The sequence below is a fragment of the Labrys wisconsinensis genome (genome assembly GCF_030814995.1).
Lineage (GTDB): Bacteria > Pseudomonadota > Alphaproteobacteria > Rhizobiales > Labraceae > Labrys > Labrys wisconsinensis.
Window position 1 is genome coordinate 110,153 of the sequence record NZ_JAUSVX010000019.1, and the last position, 13,990, is coordinate 124,142.

The 13,990-nt window shown below is 71.3% G+C and carries 14 protein-coding genes; 1 reads left to right on the forward strand and 13 read right to left on the reverse strand.

The genetic code is table 11. The features are described 5' to 3' along the window. Window positions 1-5 precede the first annotated feature (5 nt). From QO011_RS34925 to QO011_RS34940, 4 genes are all read right to left on the reverse strand, one after another. Window positions 6-788 (reverse strand): SDR family NAD(P)-dependent oxidoreductase, encoded by a 783-nt coding sequence (locus QO011_RS34925; protein WP_307282824.1) that lies wholly within the window; start codon window positions 786-788, stop codon window positions 6-8. Beyond that, a complete protein-coding gene (locus tag QO011_RS34930) occupies window positions 785-2,356 on the reverse strand; it encodes a sugar ABC transporter ATP-binding protein (RefSeq protein WP_307282827.1) in 1,572 nt (523 codons plus the stop codon). Before QO011_RS34930 ends, QO011_RS34925 begins: the two co-directional genes overlap by 4 nt. A gap of 55 nt (window positions 2,357-2,411) precedes the next feature. Further along, the gene (locus tag QO011_RS34935; protein WP_307282829.1) at window positions 2,412-3,374 is read right to left on the reverse strand and encodes a sugar ABC transporter substrate-binding protein; all 963 of its coding nucleotides are present in this window, start codon (window positions 3,372-3,374) and stop codon (window positions 2,412-2,414) included. A gap of 78 nt (window positions 3,375-3,452) precedes the next feature. Next, entirely contained in the window at window positions 3,453-4,505 is a 1,053-nt protein-coding gene (locus QO011_RS34940) for an ABC transporter permease (protein ID WP_307282831.1), read from the reverse strand. A 203-nt stretch (window positions 4,506-4,708) separates the two neighbouring features. On the opposite strand from QO011_RS34940, the gene QO011_RS34945 reads away from it, so the two are divergent. Further along, window positions 4,709-5,737, forward strand: coding sequence for a LacI family DNA-binding transcriptional regulator (locus QO011_RS34945; protein WP_307282833.1), 1,029 nt, complete (start codon window positions 4,709-4,711; stop codon window positions 5,735-5,737). A gap of 2 nt (window positions 5,738-5,739) precedes the next feature. Here the strand turns inward: QO011_RS34945 and QO011_RS34950 are convergent, their stop codons facing one another. The 9 genes from QO011_RS34950 to QO011_RS34990 form a co-directional block, all read right to left on the reverse strand. Next, window positions 5,740-6,411, reverse strand: coding sequence for an amino acid ABC transporter permease (locus tag QO011_RS34950; RefSeq protein ID WP_307282835.1), 672 nt, complete (start codon window positions 6,409-6,411; stop codon window positions 5,740-5,742). Window positions 6,412-6,414: 3 nt separating this feature from the next. Continuing rightward, entirely contained in the window at window positions 6,415-7,080 is a 666-nt protein-coding gene (locus tag QO011_RS34955; RefSeq protein WP_307282840.1) for an amino acid ABC transporter permease, read from the reverse strand. A gap of 46 nt (window positions 7,081-7,126) precedes the next feature. Continuing rightward, the gene (locus QO011_RS34960) at window positions 7,127-7,987 is read right to left on the reverse strand and encodes a transporter substrate-binding domain-containing protein (RefSeq protein ID WP_307282843.1); all 861 of its coding nucleotides are present in this window, start codon (window positions 7,985-7,987) and stop codon (window positions 7,127-7,129) included. Between the two features lie 100 nt (window positions 7,988-8,087). Further along, on the reverse strand, window positions 8,088-9,281 hold the full coding sequence (locus tag QO011_RS34965; RefSeq protein WP_307282846.1) for a mandelate racemase/muconate lactonizing enzyme family protein: 1,194 nt from the start codon (window positions 9,279-9,281) through the stop codon (window positions 8,088-8,090). Continuing rightward, on the reverse strand, window positions 9,278-10,258 hold the full coding sequence (locus QO011_RS34970; RefSeq protein ID WP_307282847.1) for a transketolase family protein: 981 nt from the start codon (window positions 10,256-10,258) through the stop codon (window positions 9,278-9,280). Before QO011_RS34970 ends, QO011_RS34965 begins: the two co-directional genes overlap by 4 nt. Next, the gene (locus QO011_RS34975) at window positions 10,251-11,105 is read right to left on the reverse strand and encodes a transketolase (RefSeq protein WP_370882057.1); all 855 of its coding nucleotides are present in this window, start codon (window positions 11,103-11,105) and stop codon (window positions 10,251-10,253) included. Before QO011_RS34975 ends, QO011_RS34970 begins: the two co-directional genes overlap by 8 nt. A 120-nt stretch (window positions 11,106-11,225) precedes the next feature. After that, on the reverse strand, window positions 11,226-12,017 hold the full coding sequence (locus QO011_RS34980) for an SDR family NAD(P)-dependent oxidoreductase (RefSeq protein WP_307282850.1): 792 nt from the start codon (window positions 12,015-12,017) through the stop codon (window positions 11,226-11,228). 81 nt (window positions 12,018-12,098) lie between these two features. Next, window positions 12,099-12,881: an HpcH/HpaI aldolase family protein gene (locus QO011_RS34985; RefSeq protein ID WP_307282853.1), complete on the reverse strand. Its 783-nt coding sequence runs from the start codon at window positions 12,879-12,881 to the stop codon at window positions 12,099-12,101. After that, window positions 12,878-13,990, reverse strand: coding sequence for an NAD(P)-dependent oxidoreductase (locus QO011_RS34990; RefSeq protein WP_307282854.1), 1,113 nt, complete (start codon window positions 13,988-13,990; stop codon window positions 12,878-12,880). Before QO011_RS34990 ends, QO011_RS34985 begins: the two co-directional genes overlap by 4 nt.

Below are 13,990 nucleotides of genomic sequence, written 5' to 3' on the forward strand. Positions count from 1 at the left end.
GGGCGTCAGAGCAGGCGGGCGGTCATGCCGCCGTCGATGACGAAGCCGCTGCCGGTGACGAAGGACGCCGCATCCGACAGGAGGAAGGCGATGCCGGCGGCGATCTCGCCGGGATCGGCGATGCGCGCGATGCGGTTGCTGGCGAAGGAGAGGCCGGCGGCCTCGGCCCCGCCCGCCGCCTCCAGCCCGTCCAGCGTCATCCGCGTCGCCACCGAGCCGACGATCAGCGCGTTCACGCGGATATGGTCGACGGCATAGTCGAGCGCCATCTGCCGGGAGAGGCCGAGCACCGCCGCCTTCGAGGCGGCATAGGCCGGCACGCCCGGCACCGTTGCCAGCGCATGGACCGAGGCGATGTTGACGATGCTGCCGCCGCCCGCCCGGCGCAGCAGCGGCAGCGTCGCGCGGCAGATGCGGAAGATTGCGGTGAGGTTGACCGCGATGGTGCGGTCCCAGTCCTCATCGGCGACGTCCTCCAGGCGACGCCCCGTCTGGTAGATGCCGGCGGCGTTGACCACGCCGTCGAGGCGGCCGAAGGCGGCGAGAGCCGCGTCGACCGCGGTCCGCACCTGCGCTTCGCGCGTGACGTCGGTCTCGCGGAAGATCAGCGGCGCGCCGGCATGCCGCGCCTGCAGGGCCCGGCCCTCCTCGGCGTCGAGGCCGACGCCGAAGACGCGGGCGCCGCGCGCCAGGAGGTGCTCGGCGGTGGCGCGGCCGATGCCGGTGGCGGCGCCGGTCACCAGCACCACCCGCCCCGCCAGCGCAGCGTCGTTCGAGATCGCCGTCACGGCAACTCCTCCAGTTGCGCCGCCGGCGCGCCGCCGGCCTGGGCCACCGCCACGCTGCGCAGCACCCGTTCCTCCCCGCCCTCGCCGCGCCGGAATTCGTCGACGATGCGCCCGTCCGCCACCACCAGGCAGCGGTCGCTGAGGCCGATCACCTCCTCGAGCTCCGAGGCGACCAGGACCAGCCCGACGCCCTTCGCCGCGAGATCGATGATCAGGCGGTAGATCTCGTGCCTCGTGGCGGCGTCCACGCCCTTGGTCGGCTCGTCCAGCAGGAGGACCCTGGGCCCGCTCATCAGCACGCGGGCGAAGAGCAGCTTCTGCTGGTTGCCGCCGGAGAGGTGGGCGACGGCGGACTGGGGCGAGCGGGCCTTGACGTTCAGCGCCCGCATGGCGCCCAGCACCGCCCGGCCCTCGCGATCGGCGCGAACCATGCCGTGCACCGCGAGCGGCCCGAGATTGCCGATGGTGATGTTGGCCCCGACCGGCAGGTTGAACAGCAGCCCGTCATGCTTGCGATCCTCGGTGAGGAGCGCAATGCCGGCCCGACGCGCGTCCCGGGCGCCGGCGATCGCGAGCCGCCGCCCGTCGAGCGTCACCGTGCCGCTGCTGGGGATGCGGCCGTAGAGGGCGTGCAGGATCTCGGTCCGGCCCGAGCCGAGCAGGCCGGCCAGGCCGACGATCTCGCCGGGCCGCACGTCGAAGCTGACGCCGCTGACACCGCGGTTCACGCCGAAGCGGCCGGCCACGGTGAGGTCGCGCACCGAGAGCAGCGGCGGCCCGTCGGCTGGCGCCGGCCCGCGCTGGGGATAGAGGCGCTGCAGCCGCTGCCCGGACATGGCGTAGATGAAGCGTTCGGCATCGAAGTCCCCACGCTCCAGCACGGCAGCGACGCGGCCGTCGCGCAGCACGGTGGCGCGGTCGCACAGCGCCATCACCTCCGGCAGCCGATGGGTGATGAACACCATGGTCGCGCCTTGCGCCTTGAGGCAGCGCAGCACGACGAAGAGCCGCTCCACCTCGACGCCGGAGAGCGAGGCGGTCGGCTCGTCGAGCATCAGCACGCGGGGGCGAAAGGACAGCGCCCGGGCGATCATCACCAGGTGGCGCTGGGCGGCGGTGAGGCTCGCCACCGGCGCGGCCGGGTCGATGGCCAGGCCCATCTCATCGAACAACGCACGGGTCCGCGCCTCGATCAGGCGGCGGTTCACCATCGGGCCGCGACCGAGGCCCATCTGCCCGGCGAAGACGTTCTCCGCCACGCCGAGCTGCTCCAGCACCTCGATCTCCTGCGGCACGTAGCCGACGCCGCGGGCGCGGGCGTCCGAGGTCGAGGGAAAGCTGGCCGGCTCGCCGTCGACCCGGATCTCGCCGGCATAGCTGCCGGCGGCATGCACGCCGTTGAGGATCTTCACCAGCGTCGACTTGCCGGCGCCGTTCTGGCCGAGCAGGGCATGGATCTCGCCCGGCCGCACGGCGAAGTCGACGCCGCGCAACGCCTGCACGCCGGCAAAGCTCTTGACCAGCGCGCGCGTCTCGATCACCGGCGCGGCGGCGAACGCCTCGATCATCTCCTTCCTCCGCTGATGGGCGGCGCCCCGGGGGCGCCGGCGCGCCGCCGGGCGCCTATTGGCCGGCGGCGTCGAGCATCTTGTAATAGGGATCGAGGCCGCCGGCCGTGATCACCGAGGCCGGCAGCGGGTTGGCATAGGGCACCGTCTTGCCCTCGGCGAGGTCGTTGGCGAGCTCGGCAGTCCTGGCGGCCTCCTCGTAGAGCGGCTGGGCGACGACGCCATAGGCGGCGCCGGACTTCACGATGTCGAGGTTCTGGCGGATATAGTCCATGCCGATGATGATCAGCTTGCGGTCGGCCTTGCGGGCCGCGCCCGACCAGGTCTGCACGCCGTTGCCCGTGGTGGAGAAGGCGGCGGTGACGTCGGGATTGCCCTGGAGCAGGGCCACCGCCTTGGCCTCCGCGGCGGAGGGCTCGAAACCCTCCATCTGGGTGTCGAGGATGCGGATGCCGGGATATTTCGCCGCCATGGTCTTGCGGAAGGCGTCCGACATCACGTTCTCGGTGTCGTTGGAGGCGCCCTGGGTCAGGGCGATCACGCCCTTGCCGCCCATCTCCTTGCCCATGGCGTCCGCCGCATTGGCGCCGGCCACGGGAATGTCCTCGCCGGTCGCGGCCTTGAGGCCGGGAACGCTGCCCTCCGCCGGCAGCACGTGCCATGTCACCACGGGGAAGCCGTCGCGGCCGAGCCGGCCGATGAAGGGATAGATCTCCGGCCCCGGCCCGTAGACCGCCACGGCGTCGAACTTGGTGCGCGCCATCGCCGCCTCGGCGAGCGGGATCGAGGCCGGCACGTCGTAGGTGGTGGCGCTGGGATTGCCGACCACCTCGCACGTGTTCTTCAGCTCCTTGCACCTGGCCAGGAAGCCGGCCTGCATCAGGCGGTGCACGGGGTGGTCGCGCATCGGCTGCACCCAGAGGATGTTCTTGCCTTCCGCCAGGCTCGCCTCCGTGGTGGCGGCGAGGCCGCCGGCCGTGAGCGTGCACAGCAGGGCCGCGGCGAGGGTCTTGCTCATATCGTCCTCCCTTCGTGGTCCGCCGGCTTTGACGCCGGTCGGCATTGCCTGGCGGTCGGCCGCCCGGATGGAACGGCTTCAGGATGGCGCGCTGGGCGTCTCGCCCGTCGGCGCTCCGGCGGCGCCGGCGATGAAGAAGCGACGGCGCAGGATGTCGAGGCCGACGGCGAGCACCATGATCACGCCCACGGCGATCTGCTGCCAGTTGGCGTTGACGCCGATCACCACCAGGCCGCTGGTCACGACCTGCAGCAGCAGCACGCCGATGAGGCCGCCGGCCATGGTGCCGGCGCCGCCGAACAGGCTGACGCCGCCGACCACCACGCCGGCAATGACGTTGAGCTCCCAGCCGCTGCCGATCGAGGTGGTGCCGCTGGCAAGGTCCGCCATCACGAACATGCCGGCGGTCGCCGCCAGCATGCCGATGGCGACGAAGGCGCCGATCTTGTAGCGGGCGGTGTCGATGCCGACGAGCCGCGCCACTTCCGGGTTGCCGCCGGTCGCGTACATGTTGCGGCCGAGCACGGTGCGCCGCAGCACGACGTCGGCGACCACGGCCGCGACGATGAAGAAGACGAAGCTCCAGCCGAGCCCGAAGACGATGTCGGCATAGCCGATGGCGCCGATCACCGGCGGCAGGGGATAGACGGGATAGCCGTTGGTCACCACCTGGATCAGGCCCTGGCCGATGAACAGCATGCCGAGCGTCTGGATGAAGGCCGGGATCCTGAGGCGCACCACGACGAGGCCGTTGACCAGCCCGACCAGGCCGCCGACCGCGAGGCCGCCCACGATCGCCAGCGGCACCGGCAGGGCGAGGGCGGTCATCAGCTTGGCGCTGCACACGGCGGAAAGCCCCGCCACGGCGCCGACGGAAAGGTCGAACTCGCCGTTCACCAGGAGGATGGTCTGGCCGATGGCGATGATGCCGATGAAGGAGACCACCCGCAGGATGGCGCGGATGTTGCGCTCCGACAGGAAGGCCGGCTCGAGCAGGAAGAAGAAGGCGACGACGGCGACCAGCGCCAGCAGCACGCCGACCTCGCCGACGGCCACCAGCCGGGCCAGGCGGTCGCGCAGCGCCGGCGCCGCGGCACGCAGGCCGGCACTCTCCTCCGCGAGCTGTTCCATCGCTTCCTCCTGCCGCCGAGCGCGTCCATGCGCCTCGATGTCGGCCGATCCCGAGTCGGACTCGTGATCCCTCAAACTATGATACTATTATAATCTCATCAACGCCACCCTTGCGTCGCGGCCGGGCCGATGGAAGATGGTGGGCGGTCGGCGGCGTGCCGGACGCGAGCCGGCACGGCAGCCGCCAGGGAGGCGACGAGGCGGTGAGCACATTCGATCCGACCGATCGGCCGCGCGGCCGCCTCGGCATCAAGGAGATCGCGCGCCGGGCCGGCGTCGCGCCGATGACCGTCTCGCGCACGCTCAGCGACCCCGCCAAGGTCTCGCCGGAGACCCGCGCCCGCGTCATGGCCGTGATCGAGCAGGCCGGCTTCATCCGCAACGAGCTCGCCTCCAGCATGCGCAGCGGCCGCCGCATCGTCGGCACGATGGTGCCGCCGCTGATCAATTCCGGCATCGCCGAGCAGGTCCAGGGCATGACGGACGCCTGCCAGGCCAGCGGCTACCAGCTCCTGCTGGTCCAGGGCGATTTCACGCCCGAGGCGGAGGAGGAGGCGATCCGCGCCCTGCTGGGCTGGCAGCCCGCCGGCCTCATCCTGCAGGCCTTCGTGCAATCCCCCGCCGCGCGCCGGCGCCTCGCCGCCGGGCCGGCGCCGGTGGTCGAGATCAGCGAGGTGCGCGGGCGCGAGCCGATCGACATGGCGGTCGGCGTCTCCAACTTCGAGACCGCCCATGCCATGACCTCGCATCTCCTGGCCAAGGGCTATCGCCGCATCGGCTTCGTCTCGACGCCGGTGCACGGCAACGACCGGCTGCGGCAGCGGCGCATCGGCTATCGGCAGGCGCTGCGCGATGCCGGCCACCACTACCCCGTCCCGCTGGAGATCGAGGTGCCGATCACGCCCGCCGGCGGCGCCGAGGCGGTGCGCCGGCTCTCGGCCATGGATGCGGCGCTCGACGTGATCTTCTGCTCCAGCGACACGCTGGCCATCGGCGCGGTGCAGGAATGCCATCGCCGCGGCTGGCCCATCCCGGAGCGTCTCGCCATCGCCGGCTATGGCGACGTCGACCTCGCCGCCCAGCTGTTTCCGACCCTGACCACGCTGCGGGTCGACCGCTACGCCATGGGCCGGCGAGCCGTCGAGCAGTTGCTGCGGCGCCTGCGCGGCGAGGCGGACGTGCCGGCGGTGGAAACGCTCGGCTTCGAGATCGTCGAGCGCCAGAGCGCCTGAGCTCATAGCGCCACCCGCCGTTCGCGGCCGAGGCCGAGCCGCCCCTCCAGATGCCGGCCGAGCAGCGACAGCGGCCAGCACAGCGCGAAATAGATCGCCGCCACCGTGCCGAACACCAGCACGGGCTGGAAGGTCACGGTGTTGATCATCGTGGCAGTGCGCGACAGCTCGGTGAGGCCGATCAGGGACGCGACCGAGGTGGCCTTGACGATCTGCACCATGAAGCCGACCGTCGGCGGCAGGCTGAGGCGGGCCGCCTGCGGCAGCACGACGAGGCGCAGCGTCGCGGCATGGCGCAGCCCGAGCGCCCGCGCCGCCTCCCACTGGCCCGACGGGACGGCTTCGATGGCGCCGCGGAAAATCTCGCCGAAGAAGGCGCCGGCGTTGAGGCAGAAGGTGAGCGCCGCCGCCGGCCAGGGATCAGGCCTCAGGCCGACGAAGGCCGAGCCGTAATAGACGGCGAAGAGCTGGATGAGGATCGGCGTGCTCTGCATGAAGGCGACATAGGCGGCGGCCGCACGCCGCAGCGGCACGGAAGGCCCGACCCGCAGCGCGGCGATCAGCAGCCCGATGAGGCCGCCGCCGGCAAAGGCGACGACGGCGAGGAGCACCGCCCAGCGCGCCGCCAGGAGCAGGAACAGCGCCTCGTGCCACCCGAATTCGCGCAGGCTCATGGCTTACACCTTCCAGCGGAAGATCAGGCGCGAGGACAGGCGGAACCCCGCATCGCACAGCTGCACGAGGACGAAATAGATGACCGCCACGACGATGTAGATCTCGAAGTTGCGGAAGGTCTGCATCGCCATGTTGTTGGCGACCGCGGTCAGCTCCTCCGCCGCGATCGCCGACACGATCGAGGTGCCCATCAGCTGCAGGACGAACTGGCTGGTCAGCGCGGGATAGACCGCCCGGGCCGCCGGCACGAGGATGACGTGGCGGATGATCTGCCACCGCGACAGGCCGAGCGCCTTCGCCGCTTCGATCTGCCCGTCCGGGATCGATTCGATGCCCGCCCGCAGGATCTCCACCGCATAGGCGCCGAGATGGATCGACAGCGCCAGGATCGCGGCCTGGTCGCTCGTGAGCTTCAGGCCCATGAGCGGCAGCGAGAAGAACACGAAGTAGAGCTGCACCAGCAGCGGCGTGTTGCGGATGAGCTCGACATAGACGCCCACCGCGGCGGCGAGCCAGCGCGGGCCGAAGCTGCGGCCGAGCGCACCGAGGACGCCGACGAGGAGGCCGGCCGCGACCGAGACGATGGTGAGCTCGAGCGTGCGCAGCGCGCCGTAGAGGAGCTCGTCGATCCGCGCCAGGATCGGGCCGAAGTGGAAGACATAGGTCACATCACCCTCCCCTGCAGGCAGGCGCCCGGCCTGCGCCGGAGCAGCCTCAGAAGGTCGGCAGGGGCGGCAGCGGCGTCTTGCGATAGGTCATCGACAGGCGGTCGAGCGTGCCGTCCTGGCGCAGGGTGAAGACCAGCGTGTTCAGCCATTGCAGCAATTGCGGGCTGTCCTTGCGCACGCCGATGCCGAAATAGAAGGTCTTCAGCACGTATTTCAGCTCGAAATCATCGCCCTTGGCGCTCTTCTTCAGGTAGATGTCGCCATAGTCGCCGCCGCCCATGGCGTCGATCTGGCCGGACAGCATGGCCTGCGAGATCGAGGCATAGTCGTCGAAGCGCAGGATCTGGATGCCGGGCGTATCCTTGGCCGCCGCGGTCAGCAGGCCGTCTTCGCCGGTGCCGCGGGTGACGCCGACCTTGAGGCCGACCAGGTCCTTGGCCGACTTGATGGCGAGGCTCTTGGGCGCCAGCACCACCGAGGATTGCGAGGCATAGGGAATGCTGAAGGCGACCTGCAGCGCCCGCTCGGCGGTGATCGAGAAGATCGAGACCACCATGTCGACGCGGTTGGTGAGCAGCGCCGGAATGCGCCCGGGCGAGGTCACGGTGACGAACTCGACCGGCACGCCCAGCGCCTTGCCGATCACCTGCGCCAGCTCGATGTCGAAGCCGGTCGGCTGCATGTCCGCATCGATCATGCCGTAGGGCGGCGTGGTCGTGTCGATGGCGACGACCAGCTTGCCGCGGCTGATGATGTCGTCGGTGGTGGTCTGCGCCACGCCGGCCCGCGGCGCCAGCGCCAGCAGCAGCCCGAGAAGCGCGACGGCGATGCCGCGCCGGGCGACGGCAATGCCGCGCCGGGCGACGGCAGTGTCGCGCCGGGCTGCTCGGAAATGGCCTCCGTCCATGATGTCCTCCCTCGGTTCCGCCGCGCCGCTTCTGTGGCGGCCTGCTTGGCGTCGTCGTTCCTCGTCCCGGCGACGAGACGAACATACTATTATAAGAATATCAAGTTCCGTCGGCCGATCCCGCCTCCTCCTTGCCGTGCCGGGCGCCGAGCCGGCGCTCCCAGCCGTCCTCGTGCACGTTGAGATAGGCGTCGGGATCGTAGGGATGGGCGCGCGCAACCGCCTCGTCGAGCTCGAGGCCGAGGCCCGGCGCATCCGGCAGCGACAGATGGCCATTGGCCGGATCGATGCCGGGATGCCAGGTGACGAGGTCCTGCGTCCAGGGCTCGTTGAACGGGTCGAAATGCTCCTGGATCAGGAAGTTCGGGACGCAGGCGGCCAGCTGCAGGCACACCGCCGTCGCCACCGGGCCGCCGCTCTGGTGCGGCGCGATATAGCTGCCATGCGCCAGTGCCAGGTTCGCCACCGCCAGCGTGTTGCCGATGCCGCCGAGCGACATCGGCTCGGGCTGGAAGATGTTGACGCCGCCGCCCGCCGCCAGCGTGAAGAACTGGCCGACGGTGTCGTACATCTCGCCGGTGGCGACGCGGATCGGCGAGACGCGGGCGACGGCGTGCACCGTCTCCTGGCGGTCGCGGGTCGTCGGCTCCTCCCACCAGTAGAGGTCGAGCGGCGCCAGGCGCCGGGCGGCGCGGATCGCCTCCGCCTCGGTGAAGCGGGCATGGACGTCGATCAGCAGCAGGATGCGCCGCGGCAATTCGCGGCGCAGCGCCTGCAGGATCTCATGGGCGAGGTCGAGCTCGGCCTCGTCGATGAAGCCCTGCGCCGTGCCGAAGGGGTCGAGCTTCATCGCCCGGAAGCCCCTGGCGACCACGGCCTGCGCGGCGGCGACGAAGGCCTCCGGCGTGCGCTCGGTGCGATACCAGCCATTGGCGTAGCCGAGCACGCTGTCGCGCACCCGCCCGCCGAGCAGCTGGTGGATCGGCACGCCGAGCGACTTGCCGAGGATGTCCCAGCAGGCGACCTCGATGGTGGCGATGGCGGTGCGGTGGATATGGCCGCCGTCGAGCGAGACGCCGTCCAGCATCGTCTTGGCGAGGCGGGTGATCCGGCGCGGGTCCTCGCCGATGACGAAATGCTCGAGCTCGCGCACCGCGGCCTCGGTGGTGCGGATGAAGCCGTTCAGCGTGCCTTCGCCGAGGCCGGTGATGCCGGCATCGGTGTGCACCCGCACGAACAGCCAGTTCTTCCAGCCCGCGCCGACCGTGAAGGTCTCGATGCCGGTGATCCTCATGCCCCGCCCCTCCCCTCGCCCGCGGCGACGATGTCGGCCGTGGTGATGGCGTAGCGCCGCTGCAGGGTCGGCACGGCGCCGCACTCGATGAAGCGGTCCGGCAGGCCGATCCGCGCCAGCGGGCGCACGAGGCCGGCGTCGAACAGCGCCTCGGCCACCTGGCTCGCCAGGCCGCCGCGCGCGACGTGGTTCTCCGCCGTCACCAGCCGGTCGACCGAAGCGGCGAAGCCGGCGACGGCCTCGGCATCGAAGGGCTTCAGCGTCGGCACGTGCAGCACGCCGGTGCGGATGCCTCGCGCCTCCAGCACCGCGGCGGCATCGAGCGCCCGCTCGGTCATGAAGCCGGTGGCGATCAGCCCGACATCGCCGCCGGCGCGCAGCCGCAGCGCCTTGCCGATCTCGAAGCGATGGCCGGGCTCGAAGACCACGGGCACCTTGCCGCGGAGCAGCCGCATGTAGACCGGGCCGTCGTGCTCGGCCGCCGCCCGCGTCGCCGCGGCGATCTCGGTGGCATCGCAAGGGTCGATCACGACGAGGCCCGGGATCATGCGCATCAGCGCCAGGTCCTCGATCGCCTGGTGCGTGCCGCCATAGCCGGTGGTGAGCCCGGGCAGGCCGGCGACGATCTTGACGTTCTGCCGGGCATGGGCCGCGGCGATGGCGACGAAGTCGTAGGCGCGGCGGCTGGCGAAGACGCCATAGGTGGTGGCGAAGGGCGTGAAGCCGGTGCGGGCGAGGCCGGCAGCCACCGCCACCAGGTTCTGCTCGGCCATGCCGACATTGAAGAAGCGCTGCGGGAAAGCGTCCCGGAACGGGTGGATGTCGGTGTATTTGCCGAGGTCCGCGGTCAGGCCGACAATGTCGGGCCGCTCGGCGCCGAGCGCCGCCAGGGCCTTGCCGAAGGGCGCCTCGACGGTCGGCCGGGCCCCCGCCGCCTCGTCCTGCCCCATCGCGAGCGTGCGCGCCGCCTCAGCCATGCCTGCTCTCCGCCTCACGCTCGAGCTCTTCGCGCAGCGCCTGCCATTCGCCGGGCTCGACGCGGACGAAATGCGCCTTCTCGCGCCGTTCCAGCGTCGGCACGCCCTTGCCCGGGCGGGTGCGCAGCACGATGGCGTGCGGCTGGCCCGCCTCGGTGCGGGCCTGCGCCAGGGCGTCGAGGACCGCGGGAAGATCGTTGCCGTCGATCTCCTGCGTGGCGAAGCCGAAAGCCTGCCATTTCTGCGCCACCGGCTCCATGTCGAGCACCACCGGCCCGTCGGCCTGGATGCCGTTGCAGTCGACGAGGGCGACCAGGGTGTCGAGCCGGAAATGCGCGGCCGCCATCGCCGCCTCCCAGGTCGAGCCCTCCTGCATCTCCCCGTCCGACAATTCGACGAACACGCGTGCGCCCGAGCCCGCGGTCCTCAGACCCAGCGCCATGCCGACGCCCTGCCCGAGGCCATGGCCGAGCGAGCCGCCGATGATCTCGACGCCCGGCGTGGTGTCGAGGGTCGACATGTCGAGGCGGCTGTCGTCGGCGCCGTAGGTCGGCAGCTCGGCGAGGGGAATGACGCCGGCCTCGGCCAGCGCCGCCCAGAGCGCGATGGAATAGTGCCCGGTCGAGAGCAGGAAGCGGTCGCGCTCGGGCGCGGCGAGGTCGGCGGGATCGAAGCGCAGCTCGTGGAAATAGAGCGCGGCCAGGACATCGGCGATGCCGAGCCCCTGGCCGACATAGCCCTGTCCCGGCCCTTCGGCCATCAGCAGCATGTGACGGCGCATGCTGGTGGCATGGGCGCGAATGCGGGCCAGGTCGGGCTCGGCGGGCGGATGGTTGCGCAGCGCCATGGCTAGTGTTCCGACTCCAACGGTTCGTTCCGAACCGTCAGCCCGGAACATTCGCTGTTTCAATGCTTTGTGTTGTGCTTCCGACACCATGGTCAGGAACCAAGCGTCGGAGGCACAACACTAGTCTCTGTCGAGGCCGCCGCTGGCGTTGAGCCGCTCGGCGGTGATGTAGGGCGGCGCGTCGAGGGCGAGCCACAGCACGGCGGCGGAGACCTCGGCGATCTCGGCGCGCCGCCCGAGCGGCACGCGCCGGGTGCGCTCGGCGAGGAAGACCTCCACATCCGCCCGGCCCTCGATGCGCGCGAGGACGGCTTCGGTGGCGCGCTGCATCTGCGTGTCCATCATCCCCGGCGCGACGCTGTTCACCAGGACGCCGGAGGGCGCGAGCGCCACCGCCGCGGCGCGGGTGATGGAATCGACCGCCGCCTTGCTGGCGGCATAGGCGGCGTAGTTCGGCAGCGCCATGCGCGAGGCGGGCGAGGTGATGTTGACGATGCGCCCGCCGCCCTGCGCCGCCATGGTCCGGCCGGCCGCGGCGGTCAGGAGCGCCAGGGCCTTGACGTTGATCGCCAGCGTCCGGTCCCAGAGGGCCTCATTCATGTCGAGGAAGGCCTCGATGCCGCCATAGCCGGCATTGTTGACCAGGATGTCGAGCCCGCCCCAGGCCTCGGTCACCGCGGCGACGGTGCGCGTCGGCGCGCCGGGCGCGGTGAGGTCGCCGGCCAGCGGCAGCAGCGCCACGCCGGCGCTGCGGCAGAGGGCGAGGGTCTCCTCCACCCCCGCCGCGTCGAGGTCGGTCGCGGCAACGTCGACGCCCCGTCCGGCGAGGTCGAGGGCGATCTGGCGGCCGAGGCCGCCGCCGGCGCCCGTCACCAGGGCGCGCTTGCGCCAGATATCACTGTCCTTGGGCATGGCTTTTTCCATTGTTATTGCCCATGGTAACGTTACCATATGGATAGCGTCAAGAGCGGATGGGAGGAGGTCGGATCGATCTCAGCCGGCGCCCTCGCGATAGCGCTGCCAGTCGCGGTGCTGCGCCTCGGCCGCCGTGCGGAAATAGAAGATCTCGCTGCCCGCGGCGACGAGGAGGAAGCCATCGTCGAACACCTGCTGCCAGGTCTTGCCACGGCGCGGCACGGAGGCGAGCGGCTTGCCGGTCGGGCGCACCGCCGCCACGCATTCGGCGATCAGCGCCTCCACTTCCGGCGCATTGGTCTGCCCCGGCAGGCCGACGCTGCCGGAAAGGTCGGTCGGGCCGATGAACACCACGTCGACGCCGTCGACCTCGGCGATGGCGCGGGCGTTGCGCACGCCCAGCACCGTCTCGATCTGCACCATGATCAGCAGCTCGTCATGGGCGCGCTCCAGATAATCCCTGGCGACGCCGTAGCCGCTGGCGCGGGTGGCGTCCCAGGCATTGCCGCGCTTGCCCGCCGGCGGGAAGCGGCAGGCGTCGACGATCTCCCTGGCCTGCTCGGCGGTCTCGACCATCGGCACCAGCAGCCCCTCCGCGCCGGCATCGGCGATGCGGCGCAGATAGATCGGCTCGGAGGACGGCACGCGGATCACGGCCGTGGCGTCGGTGACCGCGGCGGCGCGCATCATCGCCATCGCCGCCTGCACGTCGCCCGGCCCGTGCTCCTGGTCCATGATGAAGAAATCGAAGCCGACGAGCGCCGTGATCTCGGCGAAGGTCGGGTCGGCGCTCTGCAGCCACATGCCGAACGACTTGCGGCCGGCCTTGAGATTGGCCTTGAGACGGTTCTGGCGGATCATGACGGACCTCGGCTCGGATGGGAGGTTGATGTGCCGGCAAAGCGTGCGAGCTTGGCGAGGAAGCCCGGGCGTTCGAGCACGGCCGGGTTGACGACGTCGTCGGGCACCAGGCCCCGCGCCGCCCGGATCATGCCGTGCGCCATCGTCTCCATGGTCAGGCGGGCGGCATCGCGGGTCGAGGGCAGCCAGTGCGGCGTCAGGATGACGTTGTCGAGCCCGAGCAGCGGATCGTCCGTCGGCAGGGGCTCGTGCTCGAACACGTCGAGGCCGGCGCCGGCGAACCAGCGCTCGCGCAAGGCCTGCACCAGCGCCGCCTGGTCGACGATCTCGCCGCGGGCGACATTGACGAGATAGGCGGTCGGCTTCATCAGCCGCAGCTGCGCCGCGCCGATCGAGCCGCGGGTGCGCTCGTCGAGCCGGACATGCAGGCTGACGATGTCGGCCTGGCGAAACACCTCGTCCAGGCTGTCGACCAGGGTCACGCCGAGGCGCGCGGCATCCGCCGCGGCCGCGCGCGGCGAATAGGCGACGAGCCGCATGCCCCAGGGCTGGGCGAGGCGGGCGAGCTCGCGCCCGCTGGCGCCGAGGCCGATGATGCCGAGCGTCTTGCCGGGCAGGTCCACGCCCATGACGCTGGGCTGCAGGTCCCAGCGCCCGGAGCGCACGAGCCGCTCCTGGCCGGGCAGGCGCTTGGCCAGCGCCAGCATCAGCAGGAAGGCGGACGACGCCGTGGCATGGGTGAGCGTATCCGGCGCGTTGAACACCGCGACGTCGGCGGCCGTGCAGGCCGCGAGGTCGATCTTGTCGGTGCCGGCGCCGGCGCGGCCGATGACCGTGAGCCGCTCCGCCCCGGCGGCGAAGGCGTCGGCCTTCACCCAGGGCCGGAACACCACGATCGCGTCGGCCCGGGCGACGTCCGCGGCCGTCACCTCCAGCGAATAGAGGCGGTCGAGATAGGTCGCATCCCCCGGCGGCGGCGCCTGGTCGCGCAGGAAGTCGACGGCGATGGCGGGGTGGGCCTCGTAGCAGTCGAGCGCGATGTCGGGGACGGCGAGCGCGCCGTCCGGGCCGAGATAGTCGCCGGTGTAGAACAGCGAGAAGCGTGCCAT

Excerpts from the sequence above, each read along its gene's own strand:
- QO011_RS34930 (WP_307282827.1), bottom strand. The coding sequence starts at position 2,356 with ATGATCGAGGCGTTCGCCGCCGCGCCGGTGATCGAGACGCGCGCGCTG.
- QO011_RS34935 (WP_307282829.1), bottom strand. The coding sequence starts at position 3,374 with ATGAGCAAGACCCTCGCCGCGGCCCTGCTGTGCACGCTCACGGCCGGC.
- QO011_RS34940 (WP_307282831.1), bottom strand. The coding sequence starts at position 4,505 with ATGGAACAGCTCGCGGAGGAGAGTGCCGGCCTGCGTGCCGCGGCGCCG.
- QO011_RS34950 (WP_307282835.1), bottom strand. The coding sequence starts at position 6,411 with ATGAGCCTGCGCGAATTCGGGTGGCACGAGGCGCTGTTCCTGCTCCTG.
- QO011_RS34960 (WP_307282843.1), bottom strand. The coding sequence starts at position 7,987 with ATGGACGGAGGCCATTTCCGAGCAGCCCGGCGCGACACTGCCGTCGCC.
- QO011_RS34965 (WP_307282846.1), bottom strand. The coding sequence starts at position 9,281 with ATGAGGATCACCGGCATCGAGACCTTCACGGTCGGCGCGGGCTGGAAG.
- QO011_RS34970 (WP_307282847.1), bottom strand. The coding sequence starts at position 10,258 with ATGGCTGAGGCGGCGCGCACGCTCGCGATGGGGCAGGACGAGGCGGCG.
- QO011_RS34975 (WP_370882057.1), bottom strand. The coding sequence starts at position 11,105 with ATGGCGCTGCGCAACCATCCGCCCGCCGAGCCCGACCTGGCCCGCATT.
- QO011_RS34980 (WP_307282850.1), bottom strand. The coding sequence starts at position 12,017 with ATGCCCAAGGACAGTGATATCTGGCGCAAGCGCGCCCTGGTGACGGGC.
- QO011_RS34985 (WP_307282853.1), bottom strand. The coding sequence starts at position 12,881 with ATGATCCGCCAGAACCGTCTCAAGGCCAATCTCAAGGCCGGCCGCAAG.
- QO011_RS34990 (WP_307282854.1), bottom strand. The coding sequence starts at position 13,990 with ATGGCACGCTTCTCGCTGTTCTACACCGGCGACTATCTCGGCCCGGAC.